Origin of the sequence: Halomonas llamarensis (genome assembly GCF_023555005.1) — a bacterium.
GTDB lineage: Bacteria > Pseudomonadota > Gammaproteobacteria > Pseudomonadales > Halomonadaceae > Vreelandella > Vreelandella llamarensis.
The window spans coordinates 24,608-42,812 of record NZ_JAMJPJ010000014.1; the positions used below are offsets into that span (position 1 = coordinate 24,608).

General features: G+C 55.3%; 12 protein-coding genes. 3 read left to right on the top strand and 9 right to left on the bottom strand.

The window, feature by feature from the left end:
* Positions 1–119: 119 nt before the first annotated feature.
* On the bottom strand, positions 120–1,295 hold the full coding sequence (locus M8006_RS09890; protein ID WP_250081721.1) for a multidrug effflux MFS transporter: 1,176 nt from the start codon (positions 1,293–1,295) through the stop codon (positions 120–122).
* 140 nt (positions 1,296–1,435) lie between these two features.
* Here M8006_RS09890 and tal point away from each other — a divergent pair, with 140 nt between their 5' ends.
* Entirely contained in the window at positions 1,436–2,377 is a 942-nt protein-coding gene (gene tal, locus M8006_RS09895) for a transaldolase (RefSeq protein ID WP_250081723.1), read from the top strand.
* 59 nt (positions 2,378–2,436) lie between these two features.
* Here the strand turns inward: tal and M8006_RS09900 are convergent, their stop codons facing one another.
* From M8006_RS09900 to M8006_RS09935, 8 genes are all read right to left on the bottom strand, one after another.
* Positions 2,437–2,955: an STAS domain-containing protein gene (locus M8006_RS09900; RefSeq protein WP_250081725.1), complete on the bottom strand. Its 519-nt coding sequence runs from the start codon at positions 2,953–2,955 to the stop codon at positions 2,437–2,439.
* Positions 2,945–4,141 carry a PP2C family protein-serine/threonine phosphatase gene (locus M8006_RS09905; protein ID WP_250081726.1) on the bottom strand — a complete coding sequence of 399 codons (1,197 nt, stop codon included), beginning with the start codon at positions 4,139–4,141 and terminating at the stop codon, positions 2,945–2,947. Before M8006_RS09905 ends, M8006_RS09900 begins: the two co-directional genes overlap by 11 nt.
* Positions 4,142–4,149: 8 nt before the next feature.
* Entirely contained in the window at positions 4,150–4,956 is an 807-nt protein-coding gene (locus M8006_RS09910) for an MlaA family lipoprotein (protein ID WP_250081728.1), read from the bottom strand.
* A 34-nt stretch (positions 4,957–4,990) separates the two neighbouring features.
* Complete coding sequence (locus M8006_RS09915; protein ID WP_250081730.1) at positions 4,991–6,112, bottom strand: beta-ketoacyl-ACP synthase III; 1,122 nt, start codon at positions 6,110–6,112, stop codon at positions 4,991–4,993.
* 140 nt (positions 6,113–6,252) lie between these two features.
* Positions 6,253–10,188, bottom strand: coding sequence for an ATP-dependent RNA helicase HrpA (gene hrpA / locus M8006_RS09920; protein WP_284047008.1), 3,936 nt, complete (start codon positions 10,186–10,188; stop codon positions 6,253–6,255).
* 148 nt (positions 10,189–10,336) lie between these two features.
* Positions 10,337–12,022, bottom strand: a complete 1,686-nt coding sequence (locus M8006_RS09925) for an AMP-binding protein (protein WP_250081732.1) — start codon at positions 12,020–12,022, stop codon at positions 10,337–10,339.
* A gap of 181 nt (positions 12,023–12,203) precedes the next feature.
* Positions 12,204–12,986, bottom strand: coding sequence for a class II glutamine amidotransferase (locus M8006_RS09930; RefSeq protein ID WP_250081734.1), 783 nt, complete (start codon positions 12,984–12,986; stop codon positions 12,204–12,206).
* A 20-nt stretch (positions 12,987–13,006) separates the two neighbouring features.
* On the bottom strand, positions 13,007–13,429 hold the full coding sequence (locus M8006_RS09935; protein ID WP_250081736.1) for a hypothetical protein: 423 nt from the start codon (positions 13,427–13,429) through the stop codon (positions 13,007–13,009).
* A 71-nt stretch (positions 13,430–13,500) separates the two neighbouring features.
* On the opposite strand from M8006_RS09935, the gene M8006_RS09940 reads away from it, so the two are divergent.
* Entirely contained in the window at positions 13,501–15,636 is a 2,136-nt protein-coding gene (locus M8006_RS09940) for a S9 family peptidase (protein ID WP_250081738.1), read from the top strand.
* A 105-nt stretch (positions 15,637–15,741) separates the two neighbouring features.
* Positions 15,742–18,147: a putative bifunctional diguanylate cyclase/phosphodiesterase gene (locus M8006_RS09945; RefSeq protein ID WP_250081739.1), complete on the top strand. Its 2,406-nt coding sequence runs from the start codon at positions 15,742–15,744 to the stop codon at positions 18,145–18,147.
* Positions 18,148–18,205 lie beyond the last annotated feature (58 nt).

Below are 18,205 nucleotides of genomic sequence, written 5' to 3' on the forward strand. Positions count from 1 at the left end.
TTCGTGTAAGGTTTCTTGCCTTCGCACGACATACCTTGCCCGCGTTCTATGACAGCTTCATGACAGATACCGCTGTCATAAAATCTTCATTGAGAAATGTCGCTGCCACTTTTTTCGCTTTATTGCTTTGGCGTTAAACGGCGCACCCCGATGTTACCCACCAGCGATGCGGCTAACATGGTCAGCACCATGGGCCACAGGTGTTCGACTTCAAACAACCCCACCATTACCCCCGCCAACGCCCCAGCACTAAACTGAATACCACCAAGAAGCGCCGTTGCCGTGGCGCTAATATGGCCAAAGTGATCCAAAAGCGATGAAATCGCATTCGGCGTAATCAAGCCGATCATGCCGGTAAACATCATCACTAATACCACCACAAGCGGTAAGCTCGCCACGCCCAAAAGCGTCATTAGCACCAGCGCGCTAGCCGCCAATAACTGCACGGCTAACCCTAAGCGCAAGTTTTGCTGTGGCGTGCGCTTTTTTAAGAGGTAAATATTGACCCGGTTAGAGAGGGCAATCGCGACAACATTCATGCCAAAAATAAAGGGATACAGCGCGGGCGATAGCGAAAAATATTGCAAATAAAGAAACGGTGAGGCGGTCACAAAGGCAAACAGGCCCGCAAACGATGCCGCTGCGGCGCAAATATAGCCCATGCCTGCTTTATGCATCAGCACACTCGCGTAGTTGCGCAGCACTTGCCGTGGTGAGGCGGTGGGCAGCGTCATATCCCGCGTTTCGGGCAAATGCGTACCTAGTAGCCACAACAAAAACCCCGCGTAGGCGGCCAAAAACACAAAAACCAGCCACCACCCCGCCACGTAGAGCAATAAACTCCCGATCGCCGGGGCGACCAGTGGCGCCAGCATCATAATCATCGCCATCGTGGACATAACCCGTGCAGCTTCACGCCCCTGAAAGCAATCTCGTACAATGGCGGCGGAGTTAACCACGCAAGCCCCGCCCCCGAGGGCTTGAACAAAACGCCATGCCAGCAATGTCGACAAACTTTCCACCTGCGTGATCATTAAGCTCGCCAACGCAAAGACCACCAGGCCCCCCATTAATACCGGCTTGCGCCCGACCCGGTCTGAGAGAGGGCCAAACAACAGCTGCCCCAGCGCAAAACCGAATAAAAACATGCTGATTGAGAGTTCCGTATGGTGAATACTCGCGTTAATACTATCCGCCAGTAATGAGATAGCCGGCAAGTACGCATCGATGGCAAAAGGGGCAAGCGCCGTGTTGGCCGCAACCAACAGCGCGACACGACGTGGGTTAAGCTGCATGACATGTTCCATTTAATAGTCAATAAACCGGGTAATTAGATAGGCTGCTAAGTATATCGACGTAAGCACCCGTTGTCGGCGTCTGTTCGATGCCTGCACACCTTGTTAGAGTAACGATAATAACCCTTAAGGAGCATGACATGGCGACGAGCCTTCTCTCACAATTAAAAACGATGACCACCGTGGTGGCGGATACCGGCGACCTTGAGACGATTCGCCGCTTTACTCCGCAGGATGCCACGACCAATCCGTCGCTGATTTTACAAGCCGCGCAGCAGGAAGCGCGCCGAGAACGGCTGGCACGCATTGCCCAAGAAAGCACGGATATTGATGAGGCGGTTGACCGTGTTGCCGTGGATATTGGCTGTGAAATCAGCGCGCTGGTACCCGGTTATGTGTCAACGGAAGTCAGCGCACGTCTCTCGTTTGATCGCGAAGCGACGATTAAACGCGCTCACTCGTTGATCGAGCGCTACCAGCGCGAAGGCGTCGGTGCCGAACGTATTTTGATCAAAGTCGCGTCCACGTGGGAGGGCATCCAAGCGGCAGAAGCACTGGAACGCGATGGCATTCGCACTAATCTGACGCTGTTATTTGGCTTCGCCCAGGCACAAGCCTGCGCCGATGCGGGAGCCACCCTGATCTCTCCGTTTGTTGGGCGTATCCTCGATTGGCATAAAACGCGCCACCCGGATGCCGATTTTAGCGGTGCCAATGACCCCGGCGTTCAGTCAGTCAAGCATATTTACGAGCACTATAAAGCGCTCGGCTACGCCACCATCGTGATGGGCGCCAGCTTTCGCAATATCGGGGAGATTCAGGCGCTGGCGGGCTGCGACCGATTAACGATTTCGCCTAAATTGCTGGATGAACTCGACCAGCAGCAAGGTGAACTTTCTAGAAAGCTGTGCCCGCTAGATGCTGACCGCAAGCCAGGTGATCCGCTTGACCAAGCAAGCTTTCGCTGGGCAATGAACGAAGACGAGATGGCCAGTGACAAACTGGCGGAGGGGATTCGCAAGTTTATGGCCGACCAGCATCAACTGGAAACGTTACTCGGCGAATTGCGTCAAAAAGCGTAAGGAGCTAATCAAGATGCTAAAAGGCAGGTTTGCCTGCCTTTTAGCCTCGGCAACGCTGCTTACGTTGGCGGTTTCGAGTCTGACTCTTGCGACTCTAGCATTTCGACAAGCGGCTGAAACTGCTCGCGATTGTGATCATTGATATGCATTAAAATGCGATGCGCTTCCAGAATGCGATTGCGCAAGCCTTCTTCATCAGTCGGCACTTCAGGAAGTTCTTCCTCAGCACTGGGCAGGTTGTCGGCTAAGGGCTCTTGCATCAGCGTAAAAAAGCGCGCAAAGCCCATCACATCAAGCATTTGACGTACATCGGGGTTATCCACGATGATGGTCGGTGACTGTTCTAAACGCCCTTTTACCGCCATCGCCACTTTGGCCAGAAAGCCCAGCGCTGTGGAGTCCACATTTGTGGCCTCTCGCAGATCAATCATCAGCGCCTTCAGCCCTGGCGTTTGCGCTAACTGCTGTGCTTGGCTATCAAGCGTGGCACATAGCGTCAAGCGCACGTCACCGCTGAGCTTTAACACGAAAACACCGGAGTCGAACGCCGCTTTGATGCGGCCTTCTTCAATCAGCATGACCAAATCCGCTCACCATCATGATTGTCAGATCATCGGGCAGAGCATTGCGGTCGGGGCTGTCTCTGTCGTCTAACACCTCCGCGTAGGAGATGTGAGCGCTAGTGACCGCTAACCGATCGTGCAATTGCTCAAGCGTGGCACTCTCACTTACTAAATGCTCAAGTTCCTTGAGCCGCGAGTCGAGTGTATCACCCGGCAAGCATTCCAAGACACCATCTGAACACAGCCAGAGAGTAAATTGAGGCGGTAACTCACAACTCAGCGCAGGGTAGTCAATATCAGGAAAAAGCCCTACCGGCATCCCCTCCCCTTCTAAGCGCACAAGCTGACCATTGGCGTGCAGCAACGGCATAGGCAATTGCGCACCGAGGGAATAGTGCAGCGTCTGCGCTTGATGGTCAATCACGCCGACAAAAAGCGTGGCATGTTTACCAATATCGGTCCCTTGAAGCTCGCGATTAAGGGCCGCCAACCAATCAGCGGGTAAGCGCTCCGGGTGCTTGCCGTTCCATTCACTTAGCCAGCGGTTACACAAATACTTCAACAACACGGTCACAAAAGCGGAAGACGCCCCATGACCCGACACATCCGCGAAGTAAAAGGCACTGTAGCGCTCGTTGTAGCGCTGATAGTCGAGGAAATCACCCGATAAGTAGAGCGACGGCGCAAACCAGTAATCATAATAGACGCCGTTAATGACTTTTGGATGTACCGGTAGCAACCGACGTTGAATATGCCCGCCACTTTGCTGATCCATTCGCAGCAACGCAAGATGCGTTTCCAGGCTTTCATTCAGCTCCGCCAACCGCTCACGGTCACGTTCGCGCTCAAGCGCTAGGGTGTGAAGCTCAATGGCTTTACGAATCATACGGCGTAACAGTTCCGCGTGCCGCAGCGGGTGTACAATGTAATCCACCAAGCCAACATCGACCGCTTTAATCAGATCGGCGTCTTGGCGCGAGTCGCTTACCACCAGCGTCGGTAAGCAGCGTGTTAGCTGCGACCACTGCTGACGCGGCACCGCACGCGCATGTGCAACGATCAATGCTGTTTCTATAGGCAAGTGGTCGATGCTATCAGCGGCGTATACGCCCATGTCTTTGCAGGTGATCGCCTCAGCAAGAGCATTGCGCTCTTCACCAGGCTCGTCAATGACTGCAATCAGCTGCTTAGAACGCTGCATGAAAAACCTCAGTCAGCGCCATTTTCTTCAAAGTCGGCGTCATTAAAATCCGCGTCATCAAATTCAAAGTCATCTGCGGCAAAGGGGTCCTCGCCCAATTCGCCATCGTTTATTTCAAACTGGCGGTTTTGCAGGTAGGCATCACGAATAAAGCGGTAGCGGTCACCTTGAATCATCGCTTCACGATCCAGCAACCCAGCGCGCGTATCGATCACGTCTAACACCAACAAGGCAATTTCCGTCGTCTCATCATTTAAATACATGACAGGGTCGGCAGCGAAGTTTGCAGGTAAGCCTGTCGTATCACGCAACGTACTCGGCCCTAACAGCGGCAGCATTAAGTAACGCGAGTCTTCCCAGCCCCAAACGGCAAGCGTCTGGCCAAAGTCTTCCTTATCACCGGTAATTTCCATCTTGGTGGCAACATCAAAGAGCCCACCGACGCCCACCGTAGAGTTGATAATTAAGCGCGAAGTGGAAAGGCTGGCGTTTCTTCCCTTTCCCTGTAACAGGCTATTAACTACCGTTCGCACCTCCCCCAGGTTAGCAAAAAAGTTACCCACACTGGTTTCTACCGGGTCGGGGGTCACGGTGCGATAACCGCGCGCCACCGGCTTTAATGCATAGCGGTCAAGCACATCATTAAAGACAAAAACACGCCGATTGAAATCTTCCCAAGGGTCTTCTGGGTGCGGCGCTCCGGCGGTTTGCGAACTGGCACAGCCGACTAAAAACACCGTTAAGCCCAGCGTAAGGGGGAACCACTTGGCGCGCTGCAGGCATTCCTTCGCGCGCGAGTAAAAAATCGTCGACATGAGCATTTCCCTCTAAAATGTCCTCTCAAACAGATTAAACGCGCTGCAGTATGATGCTCCCGGCACTGTAACCCGCGCCGAAGGAACAGATTACGCCGATATCACCGCTGACAAGCCCTTCTCGGTGCAGGTGAAACGCAATGATTGAGCCTGCTGAGCTGGTATTGGCGTAGCGATCAAGAATAATCGGCGCTTGTATTTCATCGGGGTCAATGCCCAGCACTTTGCGTGCAATCAAGTCATTCATGTGGCGGTTGGCTTGGTGCAGCCACATACGCTTTAGATCAGCACTATTAAGCGCTAGCGACGTCAAGTGTTGGGTAATCAGTTTTGCCACCAACGGGCAAACCTCTTTGAACACGCGCCGACCTTCCTGAACAAACAGCTTATCGGATGCTAGCGGGTCACTGTCCATTACACGATTTAAAAAGCCCGCGTTATTGCGGATAGCGTTTGAAAAACGCGTCACAAGCTTGGTGCCTAAGACTTCGTACTGCTCCGACGCCGTCGCCACATGCTTGCTTTCTAGTACCACGGCCGTACAAGCATCGCCGAAAATAAAGTGGCTGTCACGGTCTCGAAAGTTTAAATGTGCTGAGCAGATCTCAGGATTGACCACCAACGCCCGTTTTACACTGCCGGATACAATCGCGTTGGTAGCTGTTTCAATCGCAAACGTCGCCGAACTACAGGCCACGTTCATGTCAAAACCATACCCCTGCGCGCCCAACGCATCTTGCACTTCCACGGCAACCGCCGGATAGGCTCGCTCTAAATTGGAGCAGCCCACAATAACAAGCTCGATATCCTGCGCGTCCACCCCGGCGGTTTGAAGCGCTTGCGTCGCCGCATTAAGCGCCATATCGCATTGGACAGAAGGCTCGTCATCACTTCGCTGAGGGAGCTTAGGGCGCATCCGCTGTGGGTCTAGAATGCCATCGGCATCAAGCACATAGCGGCTTTTGATGCCGGAGGCTTTCTCAATAAATTCACTGCTTGAGTAGGCTAGCGACTCGCACTCGCCAGCGGCAATCGCCTCGGCGTTGCGTGCGTTCTCTTGTTCTACCCAGGTATTGAACGACGCGACCAGCGCGTCGTTGCCAATGGCGTGTTCCGGCGTGTAGAGACCTGTACCGGTAATCACCACATCTGTCATGCCTATCTCCTCTCGGCGAGTGCCGCGTCTTACCGCAATAAGCGGACTCATGTTGCGTTACCAGCAGCGCCGATAGCGTTACTGTGTGCTTTTCGCGGCGGTTTGGCTAGCGCTTTCCCATGCGCCTACCGTAAGCGTAACTACGCGTCCGTTATCGCCTGCCAATGTTTTTCCAAACGCTTAACCGAGACCGGCATTTTGGTACCCATCTGCTGAGCAAACAGTGAAACACGTAGTTCTTGTAGCCACCAACCAAAGGCGACAAGCGTCGGGTCTTCCACATTCCCCCGCCGCTGAGACTCGCGGCGCGCATCCCAGCGTACTTCTAACGCCTGGACTTCGCTCATCAACAGCTGATCGCGACCGCGCTCGCGGGGGGCTTTTTCTAACCGAATCAACGCTGCCTGCATATAGCGCGGATACTCCGCCAGCCACTCACCGGCATCACAAATAAAACCGGGGTAAACCAGTCGCTGCATCTGCGCTTTGATATCGCTATACGTTAACGCTAAGGCAAAGTTTAGCTGGCCTTTTAACTGTTTGCTGACGTCTAGGTGCGCTTTTAACGCGGCGTCTGCTTGTGCCAGTAGCTGCTCAGCATACGGGACCAACGCATCTCGGCAGCCTTCAAGGCGCGCCGAAAGCTCACCTGAAGCGCGCGGCAGCGGGTCAACTGCGACCACTTGGGCAAACGTCGCCCGCACCAAATCGTCGATCAACGCCTGCTTGCTACCCACCTTGGCAAACAGCAGCGCGCAGGTCTCCACCCCGCGTAGGCGCTTGATGGCTTTTACCTGATCAGGGCATTTCGCCATCGCCAGGCGCGCCACGCCATCACGGTGGGCTGCCTCCGCCTTTGCGGGATGATCAAAAAGCGCTACGTTGAATTGATCGTTTTCACTCACCAGCGCCGGGTACGCCTCCACGCGAATACCCGCCTGCTCGGTGACTTTCGATTCGGGCAGCGGCTTATCGGGAAGCTCGGCCACAGCGGGCGCTGTGCTTGCTTGCGCAGCGAGCGCCTGGGCACCGGCACTTGCCGCCTCTTCAAAGCGTTTTTCCAGCGCGCGCGCATCGCGGCCTTGACCCAACACCTTACCCGCGTGATTGACCACCCGCACGTTCATGATCAAGTGCGGCTCTAGCTGATCCCAACGCCAATCATCGGGATGCACGCGGACACCCGTGCGACGGCGAATAAACTCGCCTAACGCTTCCGTCAGCGGGCGCTCGCCGGGCACCAGTGTCTCCATTGCCGCATCGACCCAATCGGGGATCGGCACCACCTGACGGCGGATCGACTTAGGCAGCGATTTCATCAACGCAATGCACTTCTCACGCAACAGCCCAGATACTAACCACTCTAGCGCATGGACGGGCAACTGCGGCAACATCGCCGCTGGCACGGTGATGGTTACGCCGTCGTCTTCCGCCCCTGGGGCAAAATGGTAGCTTAACGGATAGCTAACGCCACCCAGCGTTAAATGATCGGGGTACTGCGTCTTGGTGATTTCTTTCGCATCGCGAGCTTTCAACGTTTCCAAGTCGAGCTTTAACGCATTGGGATCATCGCGCTCGAGCTGTTGGCGCCAATGCTCAAAGCCTTTGCCATTGACGATATCGACTGGGATACGCTCGTCGTAAAAAGCAAAAAGCGTTTCTTCATCGACCAAAATGTCGCGCTTACGTGCGCGGTCTTCCAAATCGGTCACTTCATTGATCAGGGCGCGGTTATGGGCAAAGAATTCGCCCTGAGTGCGAAATTCGCCTTCGACCAACGCACGGCGGATAAATAGCTCGCGCGACTCCTCAGGGGCGATAGGGCCATAATGCACTCGGCGCCCGGTCACAATCGGCAAGCCAAAAAGCGTTACCTGCTCTTTAGCCACGACCTGGGCACGCTTCATCTCCCAGTGTGGGTCAGAATAGCTGCGCTTGACCAGATGTTGGGCCTGAGGCTCGATCCAGGTCGGGTCGATCTTGGCCACGGTACGGGCAAAAAGCCGCGAGGTCTCAACCAGCTCAAAGGCCATCACCCATTTAGGCGATTTCTTGGCCAGCCCGGAGCCGGGGTGAATCATGAACTTACGGTTACGCGCGCCGAGATATTCGCGGTTTTCGGTCAAAAGCCCTAAATTCGATAAAAGCCCAGATAACAATGATTGGTGCAGCTTGCCCGAGGTTTTGCGCCGCACCTGACGCGCTTGCTCTTCGCTCTGTTCGGGGTCATTTGGCAGCGGCGCTGGCACGTCGATCTCCATATCGCGTAGTAGTTGGCGCAGCTGACGGAAGGTATCGTGCCATTCGCGCACGCGCAGGTAGTTAATATAGTGCTCGCGGCACCAGCGCCGCAGCTGATTGTTGGATAACGCCTCGCGGGCATTTTCCACGCCGTGCCACAGGTTCAAAAGCGCGACGAAATCGGAATCCGGGTCGTGCCAACGCTGGTGCGCTTGATCCGCCGCCTGACGCTTATCCGCGGGGCGATCACGAGGGTCCTGAATCGCCAGCGCCGAGACCACCACCAGCACATCGCGCAAACTGCCACGCTCAGCCCCCTCAAGCACCATGCGCGCGAGCCGCGGGTCGATAGGCAGTCGCGCTAATTTGCGCCCAAGCTTGGTCAGCCGCTGCGCTTCGCTCACCGCGCCAAGCTCGAAGAGCAAGCGAAAGCCATCCTTGACGAAGCGGCTATCCGGCGGGTCAACGAACGGGAAGTCCTCGATTTCGCCTAGCTTAAGCGCCAGCATCGAAAGAATCACAGAGGCAAGGTTGGTGCGCTGGATTTCCGGGTCGGTAAACTCAGGCCGCGAGAGAAAATCGTCTTCGTCGTAGAGGCGAATGCACACCCCTTCCGCGATACGCCCGCAGCGGCCCTTACGTTGGTTCGCGCTCGCCTGGCTGACGGGCTCAACGGGTAGGCGCTGAATTTTGGCGCGGTAACTGTAACGGCTAATACGCACTAAGCCGGGGTCGATGACGTAACGAATACCGGGCACGGTGAGCGAGGTTTCCGCCACGTTAGTGGCCAGCACGATGCGACGGCCTTTGTGAGGGGCGAAAACGCGGTTTTGCTCGGCGTTGGAAAGCCGCGCGTACAGCGGCAAAATCTCGGTGCCTTTGAGGTCGGCGCGACGCAGTGTATCGGCGGTTTCGCGAATTTCCCGCTCGCCGGGCAAAAAGATAAGCACATCGCGCGGGCCATGCAGCCACCCTTTAGCGCGTTCAATCTGCTCAATTTCCTCCACCGCGTGAAGAATTCCTTCCTGCAACGTGCGGTCTTCTTCGTCCTCGCCTTCGCGCACCAACGGCCGATACTGCACATCAACAGGGTACGTGCGTCCGGTGACTTCCACTACCGGCGCAGGGGCTTTCGCCGTGCCAAAGTGCGCGGCAAAGCGCTCTACGTCGATGGTCGCCGAGGTAATGATAATGTTGAGGTCGGGCCGCTTGGGTAGCAGGCGTTTAAGATAGCCGAGGAGAAAATCAATGTTAAGGCTACGTTCGTGCGCCTCATCGATAATGATCGTGTCATAGCGCAGCAGCAGCGGGTCGTGCTGGGTTTCGGCCAGTAAAATACCGTCAGTCATCAGTTTGACCAGCGTGGATTGGCTGCTCTGGTCGGTAAAGCGCACCTGATAACCCACCTGCTCGCCCAGCGGCACTTCGAGCTCTTCGGCCAAACGCGTGGCGACGCTGCGCGCGGCAAGCCGCCGTGGCTGGGTATGGCCGATGAGCCCACGCCGACCACGGCCAAGCTCCAAACAAATTTTGGGCAGCTGCGTGGTTTTCCCCGAACCGGTTTCGCCGGCCACGACCACCACTTGATGATCGCGCAGGGCGCGAAGGATATCCTCGCGGCGCTCCACCACGGGGAGTTCAGCAGGGTAGTTGAGCGTGACGCGCTGCTGCTTACGCTGCTCAATCACGCCTTGCGCACGCGCGACTTCCTGCTCAACGTTATCCAGCCCCCGGCCAATGGGCTTTTGCTCACGCAGGCGCCGCTTAAGTCCGGCTAAGCGTTTATGTAACGCCTCGGCATCGCGGTGCATTAACGAGGAAGTTGCTTGGTACAAATGCGCAAGGCGCTTCTCGTCGCTCTGGGGTAAAGGCGTGTCAGTGGTCACAATCGACGTTGATTCCTATCCGGTCTCAAAAACAACACAGCCCGCTCATTTGAGCGGGCCATTATAGTGTAACGCTTTCGATCGGTTGGCGGCTAACCTAGCGTGTTTGACTATCCTCATCGCGCAGCTGACGACGAAGCACCTTACCCACGTTGGTTTTCGGCAATTCGTCACGAAACTCAACGTATTTCGGGACCTTATAGCCCGTCAGCTCTTTTTTGCACCAGTCGCGCAGCGTTTTCGTATCGAGCTGATCATTTTTGGCCACCACATAGAGTTTAATCGCCTCTCCGCTGGTTTCATCCGCAATGCCGACGGCCGCGCTCTCCAAAACATCCGGGTGCGCCGCGACGACATCTTCAACCTCGTTGGGGTAAACATTAAAGCCCGAGACCAGAATCATGTCTTTCTTGCGATCAACAATGCGGATATAGCCATCTTCCTGCAACACGGCGATATCGCCGGTATGAAACCAGCCATCGGCGTCAATCGAGTGACGGGTTTCCTCTTCACGCTGCCAGTAACCTTTCATCACCTGCGGGCCTCTAACGCACAGCTCGCCCGACTCACCGAGGGGTACATCGTTACCATCAACGTCTACCGCCTTCACTTCAGTGCCTGCCACCGGCTTGCCGATGCTGCCAAGCTGGATGCCATCACTGGGGTTGAAGCTCACAATGGGTGAGGTTTCGGTTAGGCCATAACCTTCCGCAACGGGGCAGCTCGTCACCTCCTCCCAGCGCTTGGCGGCGGCTTTGGTCAGCGCCATACCGCCGGAAATCGTCAGATGCAGCTTGGAGAAATCCAGCTGTTTAAAATCCTCGCGGTTGCACAGTGCATTAAATAGCGTATTTAAGCCGATAAACCCGGTAAACGAGTAATTTTTCAACTCTTTAACAAAGCTATCCAAATCGCGAGGGTTGGTAATTAGCAGCGAATGGTTGCCGGTTTCCATCAAAAACAGGCAGTTAACCGTAAAGGTGTAGATGTGATAGACCGGCAGCGGGGCAATGACCAACTCCTCGCCGTCGGTTAAATTACCCCCAATTGCCGCACGCGCCTGCAGCATATTTGCCACAAGGTTGCGGTGCGTCAACATCGCGCCTTTGGGCATACCGGTGGTCCCGCCGGTGTACTGCAGGGCGACAAGATCTTCTTGGTGGCGATGGACATCTTGATGCTCAAGCGATACACCTTTTTTTAGCGCCTCACGAAAACCCAGCGCACTAGGCAGTGAGTACGAAGGCACCATCTTCTTCACGTGTTTTACGACCGCATTCACCAGCCAACGTTTGGGTGCGCCGTGAAGATCAGCAAGTTCAGTGACCAGCACGTGTTTAATGTCAGTTTTATCCAGTACGCGCTCTAGCTTGTCGGCCATGTTGGCGAGAATCACAATCGCTTTGGCGTTGGAATCTTTGAACTGGTGCGCCATTTCCCGCTCGGTATATAGCGGGTTGGTGTTGACGACGACAAGGCCTGCACGAAGCGCACCAAATACCGCCACCGGGAACTGCAGTACGTTAGGCAGCTGGATGGCGATACGATCCCCCGGCTCAAGGTCGGTTTCATGTTGAAGCCAGGCAGCAAAATTCCCCGAGAGGCGGTCAAGATCTGCGAAACTTAGCGTTTGCCCCATGCAGGTGAAAGCCGGCTTGGAGGAAAAGCGTTTCACTGCGGCGTGAAACACATCCGTCACTGAGTCGTAATGCTCAAGCCCTTCAAGGGGCGGCCCTTGAAGCACAGTCCCTTCGTTTACCTGGGTATTGGCATGCTCACTCATCAGCAATCTCCGCTATTGGGGTCGATGCTGGTGCTGGCACCGACCTTATTATTTTTTAAAGCCGTTCTTAAAACCGCTTTTAGAACCCTCTAAACCCTGGCGTTAAACGATATACGACTCCATCAGCACTGTAAAACGATCGATTGAAACTTTTGTTTGATTACAACCATAGTCTGACATCCTATCCTGCGCTAAAGCGGGCTTGGATGTCGCCCTCTTTCCACACCAAAAGTTCGCCCGGGGCCATGCGTTGCCAAGTTTCATTATGCGTGAGCGGCTCGGTCGCAATCACCGAGACAATATCGTCGGGCGTGGTGTGTTCAACAAAATTCACCGTGACCTCCGCATCAGAGAGTTCGGCCTCGCCAAAGGGCGCACGGCGGGTGATATGCGCCAATTTCGTTGAGCAGTAGGTGTATAAATACACGCCATCGGATAGCAACAAATTAAAGATGCCCAGGCCTCGCAGGCGTTCACACAGGGCATGAAGATGCTGCCACAAGCGCGCGGAATCCGACGGCGGTTCGGGGAATGCACGACGTAGCTCCCCCATCAAAAAGCAAAACGCGTGCTCGCTATCAGTGGAACCCACGGGCGTATAAGTTCCCAACGGCAAGCCTTGCCAGTTTTTGAGCTGACCGTTGTGAGCATAGCACCAAGGGCGACCCCACATCTCGCGCGTAAATGGATGCGTATTGGCCAAGCGCACGCCACCCACATTCGCTTGGCGAATGTGACTGATTACCACGTTGGATTTAATCGGATAATCACAAATCAACCGGGCGATGGGGGAATCCACCGACGGATGCGGGTCGCGGAATTCGCGATAGCCGCCCTCTTCATAAAACGCTATGCCCCAGCCATCGCGGTGCGGGCCAGTGCCGCCACCGCGGTGCAAAAATCCGGCAAAGCTAAAGCAGATATCGGTCGGCACGTTAGCGCTCATACCCAACAGTTCACACATCCTGCCACTCCTTTGGCCCGTTAGAGCACTGGCTCGCGACGCGGCGTCGCTTGAGGCTCAGATACCGCTTGATTGTCTTTGTCCTCATCCATCCTTGCCGCCGGGCGACGCCACCACCAAAGCACCCCGCCTATCAACGCCCCGAGCACCACACCAAGTAAAAGCCACATTAGGCCTGCACGTAGCGCGCTTGCGTTGTTTTCCATAACGCCGACGGCCGCGACCATCGCCGACGGCGCCCAACCGGTATAAAACTCACCCTCTTCCACTAGCGGCAAGCGAAAGCGTGCCGGGGCCCACATAGCGCCAGCGATGCCCCAAGACAACACGAAACGCGGTAAGCGCGACAATAGCGCCAACGCGAAGTAAACGGTTACTAACACCAACAACGAAACACCGTAATAGGTTAACCAAAGCAGTGACATTGAATCAGCAAACAGCATAATACCCTCACACGATACGATTCACGCGGGCCAACAGGCCCGACACTCATTTTGTTAATGGTACCTATCAATTGAGCAAAGCACAGCCAAGTAACGCAAGCCATTCGCCTGTTACCCACTACTTTAATGCCGATGATCCGCACTGGCACTGGCTAGAAGACGCCGAGGCGCCTGAAGTACGTGCGTTTCTGGAGGCGGCCAACACGCAGCACGCGGCGTGGTTTGCGCCGCTTGAGCCGCTAGCCAACGCTCTCTATGATGGCCATCTTGCGCGCCGAGAACTGGCCATCACCGGTCTTGAGACTGCGCTTGACCACTTTACGTTCTACAGCGAAACCGGCGCTGCCGATGACTACCCCCGCTGGTGGCGTTACCCCAACGGCCAACCGACTCAGCGTGAGTGCTTTTTTGACCTGCCCGAGCGCGCCGCGGGGCACGATTTTTTCGACATTGGCGACATGGCGCTTCCCCCCGATGAGCAGTGGCTCGCCTGGACGGAAGACACCCAAGGCGATGAGCGTTTTTCCCTATGGCTCAAACACCTGCCTGATGGGCCGCCGCAGCGCCTGCTCGACGATATCGGCCCGAGCCTGTGCTGGGCCGAGGACCAAACTGCGCGCGGCGCCACGCTACTTTTCACCCGTTTTGATGCGACCCAGCGCCCGGATAGCATTTGGCGGCTGCCGCTTTCCTGGCGCGATGGCCTCATCTCTGCCGACACACCAACGCGGGTATTTTTGGAGTCCGACGCCGAGTTCTGGGTCGGCATCGGCAAAACACGATCAAAGGCGTGGCTATTGATCGAATCCGCTTCCAAAGACACCAGCGAGATTCACGCGCTCCCGGCTCAGGTGCCAGAGGCAACGCTATATTGTTTACATCCACGCAAGCCCGGCGTCGAGGCAAGCATCGAGCATCGCCCTGGGGCTTTCTACCGCTTGCATAACCAAGCTGGGCCGCATTTTCAGCTGGATGTCATTACCGAGGCAGACATATTTGCGGATGAAATAAATTCCCGCAACGCCTGGCAAACGCTTCTCGCCCACCGCCAAGACGCCACACTAGAAGGTGTCGATGCATTCACCTGGGGATTGGTCGTTGCCGAGCGTGACCATCAGGAAGCGCAGGTTTACTTACGTCGACTCGTTCTAGGTGACGCGTCTGAAAACGCGCTGGGTAAAAGGTTACAGGTCGCACTGGACGAGCACTTAGCGCTTCCCGAAACACCCTGCTCGCAGCTTCTTGAGGACGCACCGCACTTTACCACCACAACGCTTCGCCTGCGCGAAGAGTCATTTACTCAGCCGCCTCGTTGGGTCGAGTTGGATTTACCCACTGGTGAGCGTCGCGTGGTTAAAACGCAGCCGCTTTACGGCAATCTTCAGCCCGAACAGCTTGTAAGCCAGCAAATTTGGGCGCAAAGCGTCGACGGCGAACAAGTGCCGGTATCCATCGTCATGCGCGCGGACCTTGCCAACCGGGTCGAAAATGGGCAGCCACTGCCGACGCTGCTTTACGGCTATGGGGCTTATGGCGAGCCACTCGACCCGTGGTTTTCGATAGCACGGCTGGAGCTTCTCACCCGAGGTGTCGCCTTTGCCGTGGCACACGTGCGCGGTGGCGGCGAACGCGGCGAGCCGTGGTACTTAAACGGTAAGATGGCGCATAAAAAGAATAGCTTTCACGACTTTCTCGCCGCTCGCGATGCCCTTGTTGACCGTGGTATTAGCGATGCACGCCGTATCGTCGCGGTCGGGGCGAGTGCCGGCGGCATGTTGATTGGCACCTGTATCAACCGCGCCCCGAATGCCTTCTGTGCGGCGGTGTTAGACGTGCCGTTTCTCGACGTGCTGCGTACCATGCAAAACCCAGAGCTTCCGCTTACGACAGCCGAGTACAGCGAATGGGGCAACCCGGCAGACCCCGATGTCGCCACGCGCATGGCTGCCTACTCGCCGCTAGATAACGTCACCGCGCAAACCTACCCCGCGCTTTGGATCGAAGGAAACTGGTTTGATACGCGGGTGGGCTACTGGGAGCCAGCGAAGTTTTACGCCCGCGTTAGCCAATGCCAGCAAGGCGACGCCCCTATATTGCTGCATACCGATATGGACAGCGGACACGGCGGCGCCTCAGGACGATTTAAAGCGTGGCGCGATGCCGCGCGTCAGGATGCGTTTATTCTCTGGGCGATGGGCTTAGCATAGCGCTGAAGGTTACCTTTCGATAATTGCAGTCGATAGCTTCGTTAGTTAGCTTATATTTATGTTACAAATGATACCCTTTCGGCTTACCACAGTGATTCAACTTTGATGGCAGCGGATACACGTCAAACCGTCCTGTTAGTGGCGGTCTTCATTATGATTGCTCTTGGCAGCGTTGTCGGAATGGTAGTTGGCGGCGTTGGGTTAATGGGCAGTATCGCGTTAAGCGCGGTATTAGCCCTGATTGGCGGCATGGGGTTGGCGACGCTCGTGACAAGGTATAGCGCGCGCACGCGCGAGTTATATTTTGCCAAACGCCAGCTAGAGAGCCAAAATCGCCTGCAGGCGTCGATTGCCCGAGGCGCTCCTTATCGCACGATTCTGGAGCAGATCTGTCAGTTCCTTGAGCAACAAATTCCCAACGTGCACGTCATTATATGGAGCGCACGCACAGATGATAGCAACGGGGAACTCATCACGCTAAGCGCTCCCAATACACTGCATCAAAGCGCTGACGTCCGATCTCACATCAAAACGCTTACCCAACACGAGATCGACCCGTTTTACCCGGTGTTCAAAGCTACCCATTTAGCCGACAAAGGCGCTGAAACAACGTTTTCTCGACCTCTCTGCCAAGCGCTCTGCCCGCATGGGTATCAATCCACCTACTTGGTCCCGCTCGATGCCACTCGGCCGGATGCACTCGGCGCGTTGCTCCTACTATGCCCAATACCAGGAGAACCATCAGAGCCGCAGCAGCTAACCATCGTCAATGCGACGCGTCTTGCAAGGCTCGCGTTGGAGCGGCATCACAGCGAATCACAGCTACATATTTTCGAGCGGAGCCTTGAAGCCAGTAGCAACGGCGTTGTGATCACCGAGGCGAATCACGCGGATATGCCGATCTTGTACGCTAACCCGGCATTTGCACAGATAACCGGCTACACCAGGGATGAGGTAAAAGGTCGAAATTGCCGTTTTCTACAAGGGCCTGATACCCACCCAGCACATAAGCAGCAGATGCGCCAAGCCCTAAGCGAAGGGCGCGATATCAATCTGACTGTGCGCAACTACCGCAAAGACGGCCGCCTCTTCTGGAACCATGTGTTTATTTCACCCGTGCGTTCAAGCGATGGATACGTCACTCACTTTATCGGTATTTTGAATGACATCTCCGAGCGGAAACACCACGAAAACCAACTTGCGTTTCATGCCACGCATGATGCACTGACGGGGCTGGGTAACCGCGCACTATTTGAAGACCACCTTCGCCACGATGTTGAACTCGCCAAGCGCCATCAGCAGCAAATTGCCGTGCTGTTTATCGACTTAGACGAATTCAAACCGATTAACGACACGCTCGGTCACTCAGTGGGTGACCGCGTGTTGATTAGCGTGGCAAAACGCCTTGAAGCCACTATTCGCCCGTCAGATACCTTGTGCCGTTTTGGTGGCGATGAATTTGTTTTGCTGTTGCACGATTTAGTCGACCTAAAACAAGCCGAAGACATCGCCGAACGTGTGGTTAATGCTATCGAGAAGCCTTACTGCGCTGACCAACATGAGCTGCATTTATCGGCCAGCATCGGTATTGCGTTAAATGATGAGCACCTAGAAAACCCTAGCGAACTCATCCAGCACGCTGATATGGCGATGTACAAAGCGAAAAAGCAAGGACGTAATGGCATACAAACGTACACCCACGATATCAATACCAAGCTGACGCAACGGTTGATGCTGCGCAACGACCTGCAAGACGCGATCAACCAAGAGCAGTTTAGCCTTCACTATCAACCGCTTATTAGGCACGACGGCACGGTAAAAGGCTTTGAGGCGTTACTGCGTTGGCAACATCCAGAAAAAGGCGTTATCTCACCGGGGCGTTTTATCCCTATCGCTGAACAGACCGGGCAAATTATCGCCCTTGGGCAGTGGGTGATGGCGCGAGCTGCCCGAGACTTGCTCGCACTTTCGGCGTTACTACCCAATAATTGCCTTATATCGATCAATCTTTCGCCGTTGCAGTTTTATCGGGCAAACTTTTTACAAACACTCGCCGAAACGCTGAAAAACACCGGTCTACCCGCTTCCCGCCTGGAGTTGGAGCTCACCGAAGGCGTGTTAATGAACGACACCGAGGGAGCCATCACCACACTACATGCACTTCACAATATGGGCGTTCATGTGGCCATCGACGACTTTGGCACTGGCTTCTCAAGCCTTAGCTACCTACGCCACCTGCCGGTCAATACACTGAAAATTGATCGCAGCTTTATCACCCACCTCCCCGAAAACCGCAAAGATACTGCCGTTGTGAGCGGCATTATTGGCCTTGCCCACCACCTTGACCTCACCGTGGTAGCGGAAGGCGTCGAAACGCAGCAACAACACCAAGCGCTCGCCGCGCTCGATTGCGATGTGTTTCAAGGCTACTTTTTCTCCCGTCCAATGCCTTTTCCCGCCGTAGTCGATTGGCTGAAATCACGCAAGTCACATCCCGCCAACCTTTCATAACCTTTATCTATGTCAATTATTGTGTAATTTATTAATGAAATTGATTGCCTTTTGTATC

Coding starts and splice junctions, on each gene's coding strand:
- tal (WP_250081723.1), top strand. CDS start 1,436: ATGGCGACGAGCCTTCTCTCACAATTAAAAACGATGACCACCGTGGTG.
- M8006_RS09910 (WP_250081728.1), bottom strand. CDS start 4,956: ATGTCGACGATTTTTTACTCGCGCGCGAAGGAATGCCTGCAGCGCGCC.
- M8006_RS09935 (WP_250081736.1), bottom strand. CDS start 13,429: ATGCTGTTTGCTGATTCAATGTCACTGCTTTGGTTAACCTATTACGGT.
- M8006_RS09905 (WP_250081726.1), bottom strand. CDS start 4,141: ATGCAGCGTTCTAAGCAGCTGATTGCAGTCATTGACGAGCCTGGTGAA.
- M8006_RS09945 (WP_250081739.1), top strand. CDS start 15,742: ATGGCAGCGGATACACGTCAAACCGTCCTGTTAGTGGCGGTCTTCATT.
- M8006_RS09930 (WP_250081734.1), bottom strand. CDS start 12,986: ATGTGTGAACTGTTGGGTATGAGCGCTAACGTGCCGACCGATATCTGC.
- M8006_RS09900 (WP_250081725.1), bottom strand. CDS start 2,955: ATGCTGATTGAAGAAGGCCGCATCAAAGCGGCGTTCGACTCCGGTGTT.
- M8006_RS09915 (WP_250081730.1), bottom strand. CDS start 6,112: ATGACAGATGTGGTGATTACCGGTACAGGTCTCTACACGCCGGAACAC.
- M8006_RS09890 (WP_250081721.1), bottom strand. CDS start 1,295: ATGCAGCTTAACCCACGTCGTGTCGCGCTGTTGGTTGCGGCCAACACG.
- M8006_RS09925 (WP_250081732.1), bottom strand. CDS start 12,022: ATGAGTGAGCATGCCAATACCCAGGTAAACGAAGGGACTGTGCTTCAA.